Raw genomic sequence first — 16,587 nt, 5'->3', positions numbered from 1 at the left:
CTTCTTCATAGTATCGCCTCGACAAGCGCTCTTGTATGAGGGTCTTTGGGATTTCTGATAATCTCCTTGGGAGAACCCTCCTCTACCAACAATCCATTTTTCATTACAAGGAGTTTTTCGCAGAGAGTTGCAGCCACGGGTAGATCATGAGTTATAAGAAGCACAGTCAGCCCTTTTTCTTTGCTGAGTCGTTCTAAAAGTTTTAAAATTCCGGACTGAGATACAACGTCAAGTGCTGTTGTTGGTTCGTCCGCAAATAGAAGGGATGGGGAGCAAGCCAATGCAAGAGCTATTGCCGCGCGCTGCTTTTGTCCGCCGGATAATTCGTGAGGATATCGTTTTTTTATAGAAGCTTCCAACCCCACTTCCTCAAGCAGGCCATCTATCTTTTTATCCGCATCTTTGCCACCCATGTTCAAATGTCTCTTTAAGACTTCGTTCACGTGATGTCCGATTGTTATTACCGGCGTAAATGAGTTGAGAGCTCCTTGAGGGACTAGTGCTATCTCTTTCCACCTGAGCTTCCTTAACTTGTCTTCGCTCATATTCAGGATATTTTCTCCTTTGAACAAAATCTCGCCTTCAGTTTTTGCGCCGTCAGGCAAGAGGCCTAGAGAAGCTGTGACAATCGTACTTTTTCCGCTTCCAGACTCGCCTACCAGTCCTGTAAAAGCTCCTTTTTCAAGACGAAAAGAAACCCCACACACGGCATCGCTAGTAGAATTTTTATATCTTACTTTTAGATTTTTTATTTCAAGCATTTTTATCACTTCCAAGCCTTGGATCTATCAGCTCTTCCAGGTAGCGGCCTATATCCATGAAGATTAAGCACAGTATAACGATACCGATACCGGGAGGCAGAAGCAGCCACCAAGCTCCCTCGGTGAAAGCTCCAAAAGAGTGAGCCTCATGAAGCATCCTCCCCCAGGATATTAACCTTGGATCGGATAGTCCCAAGAAGGCAAGCGATGCTTCCGAAAGAATGGCTCCGGGAACGCCAAGTGCGATATTTGCAAGGAGAATCGGAGCTGTCTCTGATATCAAATGTCTGCGCAAAATATAACTTTTTTTTGCGCCTAGTGCTTTTAATCCTTCAACCCATGCACTTTCTCTAACAGTGAGTATAAGAGAACGTACGGAGCGAGCCGTACCCATCCAGGAGAAAATTGAGAGTATCAAAACCAGTTGCCAGAGTCCCTTGCCCCATATTCCGGCAAGCACCATTAGAATCGGAAGAGTTGGAATAGATAACAGTATATCGACAGTACGCATTATGAGAGAATCAATGAGTCCGCCTGAATAACCTGCAAGAAGTCCAAAGCCGAGTCCCAGAACTGTCGCTATAATCGTGGCGGAAATTCCCACCAAAAGAGAGGTCCTTATTCCATATATGAGAAGTCTAAAAACGTCTCTTCCCCTCTGATCTGTGCCAAGCAAGCCCTGCCTCTTCCCCGGCAGAGAAAGTTTAAGCTCTGAAAAAGTGGCTCCTTCTACTGTTATTGAATACTTCCCTTTTTCGGGGAAGAGGTGATCTACGCTCTTGCCTATGAGAGGCAGGTCTAAAGCTTGTTTGAATATCATGTCTCTCCCATCCATGTTTATCCAGTAAAGCTCCTGTCCAGCAAGCTCAGCAAGAGTGTAGCTCTTTTTCGGAGTATTCCAACTTATGACAACTGTTTTATCCGGTTCGGCTTCAATCTTCCCGGCCAGAGAAAAAATAGCGGGCGGAAATTTTTTCCATTCAAATTCCAACTTATTTTCTGTAATATCGAAATAAGTGGACGCAGGGAGCTTTAAGTTCCAAAATATCGGTCTTGCAAAGGGAGCTCCAACGCTGTCAGAAGGATGCCCTTCGAGAAAAAATGGAAGAAAAGCTCCGACAAGAGCGATTATTATAAAAGAAATTATGCTCTTTCTTTTAAGCAAGGCCATCATTGGTTTTTCCCTTCTATTCTGACTCTAGGGTCGGCCAGCCCGTATATTATGTCAGCAAACAGATTCGAAATTATGGTTATGAGAGCCAGTAGATAGAATGCGGCTCCGGCAGAGGGATAGTCATGACCGGAAACGGCTTCTAATAAAAAGGTTCCTATTCCATAAAGTGAGAAGACAGATTCGGTTATCACTGCTCCCGAAACAAGTCCCGGGACAGACATCAGAAGTATTGTCAGTATCGGAGGAAGTATAGTTCTAAAGGAGTGCCCGTAAACAACTCTTTTTTCAGAAAGCCCACGAGCCCTCGCCATTAAGACGTAGTCCTCTCCAAGCACACGCACCATAAGATTGCGAACATAGAGTGCCCAGCCGCCAAAGCCCATGAGAGTAAGGGAAATAACGGGAAGAGCCATGTGCCAAATGTAATCTATTACTATGGCTGTCGCCTCTGTAGGGGGAGGCACGGATAGGCTACCTCTTAATGGGAATAGAGGAAAAGTGCGAGCCAATAGCATTAAGAGAACCAGCTGCACAAAAAATCCGGGAAATGATGCAGTAATAGCTCCCAATCTCAGGACGAGCTTTTCAAGTTTCTTACCTCTGTTTAAGGCCGCTTTTATTCCAAGCCATATACCAAGAACTGAGGAGAAAAACATGGAGAGGGACATCAGAATAAGAGTTGCAGGAAGTCTAGAGAGAAGTTCTTCCCAGACAGGCCTTCTGCTTAAAAACGAGAGTCCAAATTTAAACGTCAACATCTGCTTTATATAGATAAAAAATTGTTCTTTTAGCGGTTTGTCCAAACCGTAAAGCTCTCTTAAAAGTTCTTTCGCTTCCGGAGAAAAGCTTGGATCAATAATCGTACTTACTGCATCTCCCGGCATTATACGAAAGAGCAGAAAATTAAGCACAAGAACGGCCGCTAAAACCGCGATAGAAGAAAATAGTCGTCTAAGAAACCACTTTGAACTCATTTCATGCTCCTTTTGGGATTTGAGAGCATCCGATAATATTTGTTCTTTTCCATCATCACATACTCTCCCGCTTTATAAGTTTCGAGTTTAAAAGGACCGGATCCAATCAAACCGTAGGGGCCAGAATCAACGCTTTTTTCCAAGGGGTTCCAGTTCTGCCAATCTTTTATCTCATTAAGAACTTTTTGTGGAATTATCGGGAGCGATCCTATTTTGTTAAGATGCCAATAACTTACATTGCTCATTCTAACGACTAGCTTTCCGTCCGCTGAAACTTCTGTTGACTCAACGTCTTTAACTGAATCGTAAAAACGAGGCACTTGGTTTTTTTTGAGAAAATCTATCGTTTTTTTAACGTCATAAACAGTCAGAGCAGAACCATCATTCCATTTAAGATTGTCCTTGATTTTAAATGATAGCTCAGTCTGCCCGGCCCCATCTGCTCCAACTGTGCGCACTTCCCATGATTCAGCCAGTGCCGGCATATCTTCTAAGGTAAAGGGGTCTGTGCCTATCATGCCCTCATATATCATCCCCAGTACTTGCCAGGCATATGCACTGCTGGCTACAAATGGATTTAAATTGCGCGGTTCCTCGGCAAGCACCATGTTGAGAGCTCTCATCTTTCCATCTTTTGGCTCTGCCATCATCATAGTCCAAAAGTTATCCGCAGTTATTTTGTCTGTTGTCAGGATATTTTTCCATTTTTTTGAAACTGCCGCGACTGAAAAGCGGCTGTATATTGGGATTGAGGGTACTATGTCTGAAAGCAGTTTTTGAGCTTTTTCAGAAGCTACCTCAGCTTCGGCTTTGTCACTTGCAAAACGCAGCTCATGAAGAGCTTCGTCCAGCTTGACATCATTTGCACCCGTTACGTTGTACCCTCCCTCTACATCCATCACACTGTGGTAAAAGGAGTAGAGAGAATCAGGATTGCGCCCCATACCCCATGCAAGAACTGCCAAAGAATAATCTTTACGGTCTAGCTTTGAAATCATCACGGAGAAATCCATGGGCTCTACTTCTACCGGAAAACCTACGGCATGCAGTGAATCGGCTATCTGTTCTGCAAGCTCCGCCGTTGTTGGCGCCACTCTTGCAAGAGGTGTGAGAAGTTTTAACCTTGGAATGGTCTTTCCTTCCGGAGTCACGAGAGTACCGGCCAAATTCCACGAATAGCCAAGTGATTTTAACTTGGCACGTGAAGCCTTGCGATCAAAAATTATTTTCCCGCTCTCAGGAAGAGCCCAAGGAGAAACAGGGGGCAGCCATGTATTTATTGGTTCACAATATCCGGAATATATAGTCCTTACGATATTATTCCTGTCCAGTGCCTGTGCTGCCGCTTGTCTTACATATTTGTCATCCCAAGGAGCTGCTTTGTTGTTGAAAAGAAGGAAGAATGCATGAAATCCTCGTGCAAGAGACATGCTTAGATTGGGGTCACGGCTTAATCTGTCTATATCAGACGGTAGAGCCATATCTCCCATTATATCTATCTCTCCCTTTTGAGCCGCCAATATTTGAGCATCTGAATTTCTTATGATAACCATGCAAAGTTTGTCTATTCGGGGACCATATACTTTTTGCGGATCAAAACGTTCAAGAGAATTTGAATAATGCGGAATAAACAATAGAAGTGTTAGGGATATGATAATCCTTGCTGTATTCTTTTTTGAGATTGTTTTTTTGATAAAAGCTAAAATTCTTTTCAATTTACTGCGTCCTTTTCCGTCTTTATTATTATTTCATTCAAAGGCAGAGTTTTGCCTGATATCAGTTTTATTAAAAGTCGGCCTGCTTGTGCTCCTGTTTCAAAAGTTGGGATAAAGTATCCTCCATCTGATAAAAGAGCAATTGCTCCAGGCCTTTTAAAACCAAGCGTCAAAGTAGGAACGATTATTTTTTCGGGAAAATTGTCGACGTCGCTAATTATCATGCCCTCGACACATCTGTCTGCAAGTTTTGTATATTCGTATATTGCACGGCGCTTATCGCCGCTCGTACATTTTAGTAAGATGTCATATTTATAGTTTGAGAGAGAGCGATCCAACCCGGACATGAAGTTTGCAACCCAATCTTCATTAATCTCTTTTACCACTACTCCTATAAAACCGCTTTTGTTGGTGGAAAGAGAACGTGCATTGAGATCGGGGCGATAATTTAGTGCTCGCACCGACTTCATGACTTTTGTGCGAGTTTTTTCTGAGATTCTAGAATCTCCTCTGAGTACGCGGCTAACCGTAGCTTTGTCGACTCCCGCATGTTCAGCTACCTGAGTCATAGTTACTTTCATCGCCCAACCTCCAGATGCAACCGATTGTACCATTATAGAATATCCCAATCTCTTGGTCGAGTATATAAAATACGGATATTAATTCCTGCTTGTCTCATATAAAGATTTTGTCTTTTTACAGTAAGCTTGTTTTCACTGTAAGTCTTTCTACCTTGACAAAGTGTACTTATCCCCCGATAATGCATGATTGTGGTTTTAAGAAAACCGTATAAAACAATAGCTCAGAAGAGCTTTCGCTGTTGCACAAACATCCTTCCGCATTTTTCATCTGCTTTACCGGGAAGAACTACTTTTTGTAACCTTACTCTGGTTGCGCCACGTAGGGATATTAGCAACGGCGCAATTGGGGGAGGAAATCCAATAATGAATGTAGAAACAAAAACAAAATTCGCAGATTATAATTTGCGAAAAGAGCTTGTTATTGCTCTTGAGAAAAAAGGCTTTGACACACCGTTGCCGGTGCAGGTCAGAGTTTTGGAAGATGAGACGCTAATAGACAACGATATTATCGTTCAGGCAAGAACTGGCTCAGGTAAAACCCTGGCTTTTGCACTGCCACTGATTAATATTATGGACACAAGCAAGAGAGAGCCGCAGATAGTCGTACTATCGCCGACACGTGAACTTTCACTGCAAATAGCAAGAGAGTTTACTTGGGTTGGTGTGGGAAGCGGAGTACGTGTCGCCACTTTGGTTGGAGGCATGGATATGGGAAGACAGATTCGTTCTCTAAACGAAGGAGCGAACGTCGTTATAGCAACACCGGGACGACTTCTTGACCATATCAGACGCGGTACTTTCAAAGGAGGTACAGTGACAAGCGTCGTTCTGGACGAAGGTGACAATATGCTTGACATGGGCTTCCGCGAAGAGCTTGAAGGGATACTTGAAGCTATGCCTCAAGCAGAAAGAACATGGCTTTTTTCGGCCACTATGCCGAGAGAAGTTGTGAACCTCGCAAAACGCTATCTTGATGCTCCAATAAAAATTACACTCGTCTCTGACGTCACAACACATGAAGATATTACACAAAAAGCATATATAATCCCTTCACGCAAACGCTTTGAAGGGCTAACAAATGTACTTATATGGGAAAACCCTAGCAAATCTCTTCTTTTCTGCGGTACAAGAGTTGAAACACAGACCATAGCAGATAGACTTTGCGACATCGGTTTTAGAGCAACTCCAATACATGGAGATATGAGCCAAAGAGAGAGAAACACAGCACTTTCAGCTCTCAGAGGCGGCAGAGTTGATATTCTAGTGGCGACAGACGTTGCGGCCAGAGGACTAGATATAGACGCTGTAAGCCATGTGTTCCAGTATGGCATTCCTCAGAACATAGAGTCTTTCGTTCACCGCAGCGGACGCACAGGTCGTGCCGGACATGAAGGAAGCAATATGCTTCTACTTACGGCACGTGAAGCACGGCAATTTAAATATATGGAGCGCAGCGCCAATTCAAAATTAAAATTAGAATGGCTGCCTGCGCCCGATGCTGAAGAAATTGAAGGTCAGTCGCGTGTACGTTTTGAAGAAGAAATCCTCGAATGCGGCATTGAATCAGAAGAGTTTCAAACTTGGAGCGATGAGCTTTTTAAACGCGACGATGCATCCCTTATCTTCACCGGATTGCTTGCAAAAGCATATGGAGATCAGCCGTCCGGCTACTCCATTCGTTCAGACGTAGAATATGAGATGGACCGAGAGAAACGCAGTGACGGAGGACGTGACAACGGACGCAGACAGGGACGCTCTACTGCTGCCCCAGTTCGCGACAGAGACAGCAAAGAACGCTTCCAGCGCAGGAAGATGACTGGTGGAATAGCCGTCAATTTCTCAGTGGGACGTTCTGACGGATGGGAAGTAGGACCACTCCTCGGGTTCCTATGCCGCAATATCGGTATAGGCCGAGAGGATGTAGGAAATATCAGACTTCGCGATACAAGCGTTACTGTCGAACTATCCGCCAAAGCCGCATCCCTTTTTGATGCACGTAAGGATCGCCTTGTTCGCGAAGGGCTCACGCCAAGTTCAGTTCGTACCATAACGGAGCAGAGTGACGGAGGACGTCGCAGTTCATCCGGAGAAGGGCGCGTATTTAACAGAGATCGCAGAAGCGATGGAAACAGAGATGGAGATCGCAAGAGAAGACGTTTTAAATAATTCTTTTTCCCGCAGTTTTCTGTAATAAATAAAACAAAGACAAAGGTACATTTTAATTATTTAAATTGTACCTTTTTTATAGCAACTGCAAGTGATATACTTGAAAGACAGTAATAAACTAAATTCTTAAAGGAGAGGTTATATTGTTAAACAGAATCGCTCTTGCCGGCTGCGGCAACGTTGGCACCGCCCTTTTAGAAATTCTTTACGATAAAAAAGATAATCTGTATGAAAAGTTTGGATTCAAATTCAAAGTTACTATGATTACAGACCTTGTAAAAGGCACAATAATAGATCCGGACGGGCTTGACCTTCAAAAAGTTTTACACGCAATCAATACTTATAATTCATTTGAGGGATTCACCCAGTTCGAAGGCTCCTTCTCCGAAATGTTAGATGCATCACGAGCCACTATGTTGGCTGAAGCTACACCAACAAATTTAGAAACCGGAGAACCTGGCCTTTCTCATATCAAAACAGCTCTCGCGAAAGGCATTCACGTCACAATGACGAACAAAGGGCCGATAGCTGTTGCCATGGACGAACTTCAAGAATTAGCAAAAAAACATAACGCAAAGATGCGCTATGAGGGCGTAATAATGAGCGGAACTCCTTTAGTCCACATGATACAAAGCGGTTTGGCAGGCTGTACCATTGAAAAAGTTGAAGGCATCTTGAATGGAACAACGAACGTAATCCTCACAGAGATGGAGCATGGGTCTTCTTATGATGAAGCCTTAAAAAAAGCTACAGAATTGGGTTATGCAGAGGCGGATCCTTCAATGGACGTACACGGCTGGGATTCAGCCGTAAAAATTTCGATAATAGCTTTAATCCTTTTTGATGAAAAAATACCGGTAGATATGATAGATCGTGAAGGAATAACACATATCACGGAAGAAAAAATAAAGCAAGCTAAAGAGCGAGGCAATAAAATAAAGCTCATCTCCGGAATAAAATATACCCAGAGCGGCCTTCATGCTTATGTCGCACCGATGGAGATCCCACTTTCACATCCCCTGGCTGGGATTGACGGAGCGACAAACGCCGTAACACTAACAACGGACAACCTGGGCGAAGTCACTCTGACCGGACCGGGAGCGGGAAGAAAAGAGACTGGACAGGCTCTCCTTGCAGACTTAGTTGCAATGGCTAAATAATTTAAAAGATTAAAATATTTAAACAATAAAAAGAAGGTTCCTGCTGCCGTAGGAACCTTCTTTTTTATTAATGCATCTTAATAAGAAGCTATTTTACTTCTTCAACTCTCCGGATTTTATCTTCAAGTCAAAATCTTTGGTGAGTTTTTTGAGTTCTCTGCTCAACAGCAACAGCCCTATAAGGTTGGGTATTGTCATAAGTCCATTTAGAGTATCGGAAAGATCCCATAAGTTGTTAAGTACGGCAGCTCCGCCCCATCCGCCAAGAACTATCAAGATTATCCAGAAAATCTTAAATGGTTTAAGCAGATAGTGTCCTTTGCAGAGATAGACAAGAGCTGTTTCAGCATAGTAGTACCAACCGAGAATCGTTGAAAGTGCAAAGAGAGCGAGTCCCAATGCGAGAATGATGGTTCCCGTTCCCCCAAGAGTTGTAGAGAAGGCTGAAAGTGTAAGCTGTGCTCCCGTAAGTTCCGGCTGGCTTGTGATTACGCCTGAAGCCAAAATTGTCATTGCCGTAAGAGTACAGACGATAATGGTGTCTACAAATACTTCAAAGATACCGTAAAGTCCCTGACGAACCGGGTGATCAACCTTAGCCGTGCAGTGAACCATAGGTGCTGAACCAAGTCCAGCTTCATTTGAAAAGACGCCTCTGGCGATACCTTTTGTAATTGCGACTTTTACAGCCCAACCTGCTACTGCGCCGGGGATTGCCATCGGATCGCCGAATGCTCCCTGGAACGCCATAGAGATAGCAGCTGGTACTTCTGCCGCATGTTTAAACACAACTGCAAATGCTCCGATTATGTAGAAAATGGCCATAAAGGGAACAAGATAAACTGTGACTGTCGCTATTCTTGTGAGTCCTCCCCAGACCACGAGTCCTACTACGAAAGCGAGAACAATAGCTGTATAAAGATGAGGTATTGCGAATGCGAGATAAATTCCTTCGGCCGTTGAGTTGGATTGAACTGCGTTTCCTATTCCAAATGACGCCAAGAATGCGAATAGGGCAAAAATAACTGCGAGCCATTTCATCCCTAATCCTTTTTCAAGAATATACATTGTTCCGCCGCGATAGGCTCCAAGTGCGTCCTTCTCACGATAGTGAACAGCCAGAGTAACTTCACAGAACTTGGTTGTCATTCCGAATAAAGCAGAAATTAACATCCAGACTAGAGCACCGGGACCGCCAAGATGGAGTGCTGTCGCAACTCCGGCGATATTACCGGTTCCTACTGTGGCTGCGAGAGCCGTAGCCATGGCAGCAAAAGAAGATATATTCCCATCTTCTAAGCTTTTGTGTCTAATCCTCCCAATTACTTCACGCAGCATAAGACCAAAATAGCGAATCTGTGGAAATCCGAGATAAATCGTGAGCCAAATTCCTGTGCCAACGATTAACGTTAACATCCATGGCCCCCATACGTAGCTGTTTACAACGTCATTAATCTTCCAAAATAAATCCAACATTAATTCCCTCCCTATTCCTGATGTAGTTCTACAAATAAAATTAGATACGATAATTATGATATTGCGTAAATTACGCAGAGAATATCATCTTATCGTCACTCTGTCTATAAAAAAGTGAATATTTGGTTTAAAATTTAACGTTATAAAAATAAAAAGTTTAAAATATGAAAGAATTTATTTGAAAAATCAAAAATAATTACATTTTTAAACAGTTATTTTCTTTACTTATACTTATGTATATTATTATTATTGCAAAATAAAGGGGCGCTCTTTAAAAGAGCGCCCCTTTAACGATATAACGTTTATATAAATTATCTAGACTTTCAGCCTTCCGTTTTCATCGAAATCTTTAAGAGATTCCGCAACGACTTTGCTGAGGCCGATTAGTGCGATAAGGTTGGGGAAGACCATTATTCCGTTAAAGAAGTCTGCGAGCTCCCATACCAATTCCAACTTCAAAGCTGAACCCAAGAAAACAAATCCCACGACAATAAGACGGTAGGGGGTTAAGCCCTTTGCACCGAAAAGGTATTTGATATTCTGTTCACCGAAGAAGTACCATGCAATAACCGTGGAGAAAGCAAAGAAGAAGAGACAAATTGCAACAAACGGAAGACCCATGCTTCCCAGTCCGGCTGTGAAGGCGTTCTGAGTGAGGGTTATGCCGCTGGTGCTTCCATCAATTACTCCTGTGACAAGTATTACAAAAGCTGTCATGTTAAGAACGAAGAAAGTGTCTATAAAAACTCCGACTATTGCTGTAAGTCCCTGCTCTGCAGGATATTTTAACTTGGCTATGGCATGAGCATGAGGAGTTGAACCCATTCCTGCCTCGTTGGAAAAAAGTCCGCGAGCGACTCCGTAACGAATGGCTTCCTTCATTGATGCCCCGATAAGACCGCCTGTCGCTGCTGCAGGGTTGAGCGCTCCTACAAATATCATTTTAAATGCGGGAATAATCTGTGAAGCATATGTAATTAAAATATAAGTTCCGCCCAAAAGGTAGAGAGCTGCCATGATGGGAACCATTTTCTCTGTCAAAGATGCGATTCTGCCCAATCCACCGAAGAAAACAAATCCGGAGAGAAGTGCAATCGCTGCTCCGACCGCAAGTTTGTTAAATCCAAATGCATTGTTGAAAGCATCAGCTATTGAGTTTGACTGAACCATGTTGCCAATGAAACCGAGAGCTATGATTAAAGCTACTGAGAAGAATACGGCCAACCATTTGCAACCAAGTCCTTTAGTGATGTAATATGCAGGACCTCCGACAACAGAGCCTGTCGTCTCATCCTTGCCTTTGTACGTCTGTGCAAGAACGGCTTCCGCAAAGATTGTCGCCATTCCAAAGAATGCAGCAAGCCACATCCAAAATATAGCTCCAGGCCCTCCCAATGCAATTGCAGTCGCCGCTCCGGCAAGGTTTCCTGTCCCGACCTGTGCCGCTACTGCTGTTGCAAGAGCTTGGAAAGAGCTCATTCCATCTTTGCCGGCTCTTTCTCCAAAAAGAGTGATTGAACCGAAGGTGTTTTTTACAGCGCGCCCAAATTTACGTATTTGAACGAAGTTTAAACGCAGTGTGAAATAAAGTCCGGTACCGCAAAGAAGGGGTATCAAACAATAAAGTCCCCAGATAAAACTGTTTGCCTTGCTAAAAAACTCTGTCAAAGAATCCATATTAACATCTCCTATTTTATTTTTTAATAAAGAGTATTGAGAAGCCAGTACTCTTTAAAAGGGACACAATTTGCTAAGTTCACCGATATATTTTTACATAAATAGCATTGGATGACAAGATTTTCCGTAAGGTTCTTATAATTTCTACTAATTTGAGCTTTGCCAGAAAGAAGAGAATTTCGCATATTCAGAACCATCTTCAATATGTCGCAAAGAATGGAGAAAAGACACTCCATTTTCTGACCCAACTTCCTCTGTTAGACAGAGTACTCTTGTTCTTGGAATGGGTCTTAAGAATTCTCCCTCTACATGCATGGGAACCATATTTTCGGGCACTTCCTTCGGAACTGTGTCTAATGCCCAACTGAAATAAACGGCATGATTGACATGGTCATTTACGTCCAGGTCTTGCCAGCGAACTTTCCAGTTCTCTTCTATTTGCGGAGTTTTAAGATCGGGAATTTTTACATCTTTCGGCAGGTTTTCTGATATCTGCTCTTTAAAGGCACTCTTGTAAGCAGATTTGTCCAAACGTAGGGGACGGTTCTTTAGAAGGTCTATCAGCACCCACCAAGTAAATGCTGAGCCTAAAAAGTCTCCCTTAGAATCCCAGAATTGGAATGTGCGAAGAGAAAATAGGTTTCTGTATGGTTCAGCGTAAGTTTTTATTTTTATGAAACCGGACTCTTTGGTTGGGTATTTTTTTATATCCAACCTATATTTCCGGAGAACCCAAGTTATATTGTCTTCAAGTGTTTGACGGACGGAAAGATTGTATTTTGACGCGTCTATATCTGCCATCTCCTGAAACATTTCTAGCAAAACATTGAACTTTAATCGACCTCTGGGGTCTATTCCGCTAAAAGGAATCTCGTTGTCTATTTCCGTCATTTTTTTCTCCTAGACTTGTTATAAAATTATAAAAATAAAAGGAATGATTAATTATAACATCTCCAAATATAACCGAACTTTAATAAAGTTTCACATATACATTTCCTGACCTTTTATCACCAACACTTGACATCATACTAAAGTGATTGTATCATTCCGTTAATGCACAAAAAACAGCCGAGGGAGGTTTCAGAGTATGGTCAATGCAGTATTTTCCAATGTTTACTATTATGCTTACTCTTATCCTCGTTGCCTTAGAGCCTCGGGTGTTGTGGTGTTTTCTTCGGAGTAAAGCGTAACTTTAACAATAGCTTGATAGACTTCTAAGACCGCCGCCCTGAGGGGCAGCGGTCTTTTTTTATATATTTCTACCAAAAAATAACAACTTAAGTATTCGCTCCAACAACAGAAAGGGGTCATTAAAATGGGTTCAGCAGATCTTTGGGTTCTATTTTCAGGCAGTTCACTTCTCGTAAGTACAGTTTGGTCGGCAGTCACAATTATCGTAAGGGATGGCAAGTAAGATGAATAACATCATCTATGCACCTCTTTGGCTTGCCTATGCGATTATGCTCGTTGCGATAGCCAAATACTTTAGAGGGAAAGACAATCTACTCCCCGGTAAGGTCGGAGTTGTGGTTCAGGCATTTGCATATGTAGCCACTTATATTTCAGCCGTTGCTCTTGTAGGGTTCGGCGGACTTTGCTATATTTTCGGAATGCAAATGCTTCTCATTGCAGCAGGAAATGTCTGGTTGGGAACTTGGTTCGTCTATCGCTATCTTGCGTGGCCGACGAGAGTTTGGCAGGAAAAGCTAAACTCAAAGACTCCGGCAGAGCTTCTTGCAAAAGCTTATGAATCTCCGAAGTTGCAGGTTTTCATAGGGCTCATCTCCACAGTTCTTCTTGTTATATATGGCTCAGCTGTGTTTAAAGGGGCCGCAGTCATGGTGGCTGAAGTTCTGCATATCGGCGTAAACACAGCTCTCGTTTCGCTTGCTTTCGTTGTCGGAATAAGTGTCATATGGGGAGGACTGAGAGGCGTTCTATACACCGAAGCCATACAGGGGTTCATAATGTTTATCGGCATAGGAGCTCTTCTTGTTGCCCTACTATCTGCAATGGGAGGTCCCGTGGCAGGGATCAAGGCTCTCGCTGCACTACCTCCAACGAAAGAGGCTAACAACGGATTTTTGGCTCTAAGCAGCGGCCCCGGAGGGTTAAACATTATATTTCTTACACTTGTAACTTCCGTAGGAATTTGGGCACAGCCACAACTTATTCAAAGACATTTTGCTTTGAAGAGTAGAAATGACAGTACAAAAATAGTGCCCTTTGCCATGCTAGCCCTCTCCGTAGTGGTCGGGGGCGCTTATTTTGCAAGTGCCTTATCCAGAGTTTATCTTGGTGGAGGGATGACAAATCCGGACAGTATTGTCCCCACGCTGGTTGGCAAACTTTTGCCCACATTCGGACAGCACCTGTTTGCTCTTGCCATAGTTTCTGCTTCACTTTCAACAGCATCGGCCCTTCTTCATATTGCAAGTGGAAGCCTTGGACATGACGTACTTAAAAAAGATCTTTCCGGTTGGAGATGGAGAACCATAGTTGTACTTTGCACTATAGCCAGCTGTCTCTTCGCACTAAAAAGCTCATCAATAATTGCTCTAATCTGTGCAACAAGTTGGACTCTGCTTGCCTGTGCAATCATTGTGCCCTATCTCGCACTGTTGATCCAAGGGCCTAAAGCCGGACCGAACGCTGCTTTTATGTCTTCAGTGTGCGGTTTTGCAGGAACTGTTGCATGGTATCTTCTAGCATACAGATCAACTTCAATAGGCTGGAGCGGACTTTCTGTACCCGGAATATTGGGAGTCATTCACCCCATAGTTGCGGGAACTCTAGCATCTTATATAGCCTTTTTGCTGTTTACAAAGAAAACCGCAAGAAAAACTGAGGCAAACAGTGTTTGATTTCATAACAAGCAAAAGCTATAAATAAAATAATTAAGAAAAACACTTTCTGTTGAGTAAGTATATTTGTATAAAAACTCCTTTTACATAAATGATATAATGACAAAATGAAAATAAAAATGAGGGAGTTGTCTCTTTGTCAATAAAGTACAAAACTCGGATATCTCGTGGAAGCTGTCCGATGCCGGAATTTTTAGAAAAATATGTAGACCCGCCGGTCTTTATGGAGTATTGCAAAGTATGCACAAACTACAAAAAAAGGTGGTCCTGCTCGCCTCTAGACATAGAGCCTTTGAGTTTCCTGAGCTCTTACAGTGATATCAGGCTCTTTGGACTTGAGATTTTTCTTGATACAAAGATGTTGGAGGGGGTCGTCTGCGAGGCGTTTGACGTGCCAAAACAGATAGACGACATTCTAGACGTAGAAAAAAAGCGGTTGACTAATTTTTTGATAAGAGAGGAAAAGAAAATTCCGAAAAGCCAATATCTTTTTTCCGGTGCATGTGAAATCTGTACGACATGCACAAGAATTGATGAAAACCCATGTAGATTCCCTGAGAGAATGCGCTACTCGATAGAAGCGGTCGGTGCAGACATGTCAAAAATATCAGAAGAGATACTGGGCATAAAAGTCTTATGGATGAAGGGCGCCACCATACCGGAGCATCTGACACTCATATCGGGTCTGCTAATAAAATAGAAACTATCTTTAAATAAGACAAAGAGCCTCTCCCGTAGGAGAGGCTCTTTTATTTTCTTTTTTGATTCTATTAAAACTTCATCGTGTAACCTAATGAGACTATATTAGTGAAACCGCTGTGCAGCTCTGCTTTCTCGTAATCTAATCCGGCAAGCTTTGAGTAAACTGGTCTCTCTCCTGCCCAAATACCGCTGTAAGCGAGAGTCCATTCGCTTTTGTCGTTGGGGCGATACTTAAATCCGAAGCTCGCTCTATGTCGGTCTCCCGTAGGCACCATAAAGTCCATAGTCTTTTCTGGAATGGGGCTCTGATCCCAGACATATCCGCAGAGAAAACTCCATTTTGAACTCAGCTGATGCTCAAGTCCGATACCGATACGCCAAACTGCGTTCCAATTCTTTTCTGTATCAGACACATCTCCGTTATCAAGGTCCATTTTCAGTCTGTCAAATGTAGCCCAGTTCGTCCAGACTGCATCAAATTCAACTCTAGTTTTCCCTCCGTTGAATTTATGTCCGAGACCGAATGTTACTGAATCGGGGAGAGTTACGCTGCCTCTTGCAATAGTGCCAGGAATAGATGGTACTAAAGCACTATAAAAATTTACATCTGCGTTCATCGTATGTTTTATTCTGGATCTGTAGACTAATGCAGCTGAAGTGTTTGGATTGAAGTCATACATAAGAGACAGTAATCCGCCAAAAGCTGTGCTTGTTCCATCTAATTTTGAAAAAATAAGAGACTCGTCTCCGCCATCTATCTGTAAGTTCATGTAGTTAATATCCAATCCGACGGCTACTGAAAGTTTTGGAGTCATTTTGAATGCGTAAGTCGGCTGTACCGTGACACCCTTGATTCCCACATAAGTTAACTCCAAACGGGCGGGCCACAATTTATCGTATTCAATCTGATTTCCAAAACGTGGGAATACGCCCACTCCGTACCAGGAGTTTGCTCCGGCTTTCTTGGCATAATAAGCGTAAGGCACTATTCCGGGGGAATAGCTGTTCTGCCAATCGGCCTGATTCCCCTTATTGAAAAGAGAAGAATCTAATCCATGAAATTTCGCCTTTACTTTCGGGTTGACAAGTGATGCTCCCGTGCTGAAGTAAGCTCTGTCAAAGCGTGTTATGGCTGCCGGGTTGTAGGCAAGCACGGAAGGATCTTCTTCGCCGAACATATTGTTCTCTGCAAGTCCGACTCCATTTGCGCTCCACTCGTAGATGCCAAATCCTTCAGCAAAAGCGGCGGAAGGTGTGATGAGTACCAAAAAAAGAATGAGTGTGGCTAAAAACTTCTTAAAACTCATTGGGTTAAACCCTCTCTCTCTATTAGACTT

Annotated in this window: 13 protein-coding genes; 4 read left to right on the top strand and 9 right to left on the bottom strand. The window is 43.0% G+C overall.

Annotation, left to right across the window (positions count from 1 at the left end):
* Window positions 1-5: 5 nt before the first annotated feature.
* The 5 genes from GXZ13_03630 to GXZ13_03610 are packed head-to-tail and all read right to left on the bottom strand — an operon-like array spanning window position 6 to window position 5,205.
* The gene (locus tag GXZ13_03630) at window positions 6-761 is read right to left on the bottom strand and encodes an ABC transporter ATP-binding protein (protein NLX74928.1); all 756 of its coding nucleotides are present in this window, start codon (window positions 759-761) and stop codon (window positions 6-8) included.
* Window positions 754-1,935, bottom strand: a complete 1,182-nt coding sequence (locus tag GXZ13_03625) for an ABC transporter permease (GenBank protein ID NLX74927.1) — start codon at window positions 1,933-1,935, stop codon at window positions 754-756. Before GXZ13_03625 ends, GXZ13_03630 begins: the two co-directional genes overlap by 8 nt.
* The gene (locus GXZ13_03620) at window positions 1,932-2,909 is read right to left on the bottom strand and encodes an ABC transporter permease (GenBank protein ID NLX74926.1); all 978 of its coding nucleotides are present in this window, start codon (window positions 2,907-2,909) and stop codon (window positions 1,932-1,934) included. The genes GXZ13_03625 and GXZ13_03620 overlap by 4 nt, the downstream gene beginning before the upstream one ends.
* On the bottom strand, window positions 2,906-4,624 hold the full coding sequence (locus tag GXZ13_03615) for an ABC transporter substrate-binding protein (protein NLX74925.1): 1,719 nt from the start codon (window positions 4,622-4,624) through the stop codon (window positions 2,906-2,908). Before GXZ13_03615 ends, GXZ13_03620 begins: the two co-directional genes overlap by 4 nt.
* On the bottom strand, window positions 4,621-5,205 hold the full coding sequence (locus GXZ13_03610) for a LacI family transcriptional regulator (GenBank protein ID NLX74924.1): 585 nt from the start codon (window positions 5,203-5,205) through the stop codon (window positions 4,621-4,623). The genes GXZ13_03615 and GXZ13_03610 overlap by 4 nt, the downstream gene beginning before the upstream one ends.
* Before the next feature lie 363 nt (window positions 5,206-5,568).
* Here GXZ13_03610 and GXZ13_03605 point away from each other — a divergent pair, with 363 nt between their 5' ends.
* Together GXZ13_03605 and GXZ13_03600 are read left to right on the top strand one after the other, a co-directional pair.
* Window positions 5,569-7,371: a DEAD/DEAH box helicase gene (locus tag GXZ13_03605; GenBank protein NLX74923.1), complete on the top strand. Its 1,803-nt coding sequence runs from the start codon at window positions 5,569-5,571 to the stop codon at window positions 7,369-7,371.
* Window positions 7,372-7,514: 143 nt separating this feature from the next.
* Window positions 7,515-8,531 (top strand): homoserine dehydrogenase, encoded by a 1,017-nt coding sequence (locus GXZ13_03600; protein NLX74922.1) that lies wholly within the window; start codon window positions 7,515-7,517, stop codon window positions 8,529-8,531.
* Window positions 8,532-8,624: 93 nt separating this feature from the next.
* On the opposite strand, the gene GXZ13_03595 is transcribed toward GXZ13_03600, so the two are convergent.
* From GXZ13_03595 to GXZ13_03585, 3 genes are all read right to left on the bottom strand, one after another.
* Window positions 8,625-10,004: a sodium:alanine symporter family protein gene (locus GXZ13_03595; GenBank protein ID NLX74921.1), complete on the bottom strand. Its 1,380-nt coding sequence runs from the start codon at window positions 10,002-10,004 to the stop codon at window positions 8,625-8,627.
* A gap of 318 nt (window positions 10,005-10,322) precedes the next feature.
* A complete protein-coding gene (locus tag GXZ13_03590) occupies window positions 10,323-11,684 on the bottom strand; it encodes a sodium:alanine symporter family protein (protein ID NLX74920.1) in 1,362 nt (453 codons plus the stop codon).
* A 147-nt stretch (window positions 11,685-11,831) separates the two neighbouring features.
* The gene (locus GXZ13_03585; protein ID NLX74919.1) at window positions 11,832-12,575 is read right to left on the bottom strand and encodes a hypothetical protein; all 744 of its coding nucleotides are present in this window, start codon (window positions 12,573-12,575) and stop codon (window positions 11,832-11,834) included.
* Between the two features lie 524 nt (window positions 12,576-13,099).
* Between GXZ13_03585 and GXZ13_03580 the strand changes: the two genes are divergently transcribed.
* Window positions 13,100-14,548, top strand: a complete 1,449-nt coding sequence (locus GXZ13_03580; GenBank protein ID NLX74918.1) for a sodium:solute symporter family protein — start codon at window positions 13,100-13,102, stop codon at window positions 14,546-14,548.
* A gap of 136 nt (window positions 14,549-14,684) precedes the next feature.
* Window positions 14,685-15,248, top strand: coding sequence for a hypothetical protein (locus GXZ13_03575; GenBank protein NLX74917.1), 564 nt, complete (start codon window positions 14,685-14,687; stop codon window positions 15,246-15,248).
* A gap of 70 nt (window positions 15,249-15,318) precedes the next feature.
* On the opposite strand, the gene GXZ13_03570 is transcribed toward GXZ13_03575, so the two are convergent.
* Window positions 15,319-16,557 (bottom strand): hypothetical protein, encoded by a 1,239-nt coding sequence (locus GXZ13_03570; protein ID NLX74916.1) that lies wholly within the window; start codon window positions 16,555-16,557, stop codon window positions 15,319-15,321.
* Between the last annotated feature and the right edge of the window lie 30 nt (window positions 16,558-16,587).

Source organism: Synergistaceae bacterium, assembly GCA_012728235.1.
Taxonomy (GTDB): domain Bacteria; phylum Synergistota; class Synergistia; order Synergistales; family Synergistaceae; genus JAAYFL01.
This window is presented reverse-complemented; position numbering and strand designations above follow the sequence as displayed.

Excerpts from the sequence above, each read along its gene's own strand:
- GXZ13_03605 (NLX74923.1), top strand. The coding sequence starts at position 5,569 with ATGAATGTAGAAACAAAAACAAAATTCGCAGATTATAATTTGCGAAAA.
- GXZ13_03590 (NLX74920.1), bottom strand. The coding sequence starts at position 11,684 with ATGGATTCTTTGACAGAGTTTTTTAGCAAGGCAAACAGTTTTATCTGG.
- GXZ13_03625 (NLX74927.1), bottom strand. The coding sequence starts at position 1,935 with ATGATGGCCTTGCTTAAAAGAAAGAGCATAATTTCTTTTATAATAATC.
- GXZ13_03630 (NLX74928.1), bottom strand. The coding sequence starts at position 761 with ATGCTTGAAATAAAAAATCTAAAAGTAAGATATAAAAATTCTACTAGC.
- GXZ13_03580 (NLX74918.1), top strand. The coding sequence starts at position 13,100 with ATGAATAACATCATCTATGCACCTCTTTGGCTTGCCTATGCGATTATG.
- GXZ13_03585 (NLX74919.1), bottom strand. The coding sequence starts at position 12,575 with ATGACGGAAATAGACAACGAGATTCCTTTTAGCGGAATAGACCCCAGA.
- GXZ13_03570 (NLX74916.1), bottom strand. The coding sequence starts at position 16,557 with ATGAGTTTTAAGAAGTTTTTAGCCACACTCATTCTTTTTTTGGTACTC.
- GXZ13_03620 (NLX74926.1), bottom strand. The coding sequence starts at position 2,909 with ATGAGTTCAAAGTGGTTTCTTAGACGACTATTTTCTTCTATCGCGGTT.
- GXZ13_03610 (NLX74924.1), bottom strand. The coding sequence starts at position 5,205 with ATGAAAGTAACTATGACTCAGGTAGCTGAACATGCGGGAGTCGACAAA.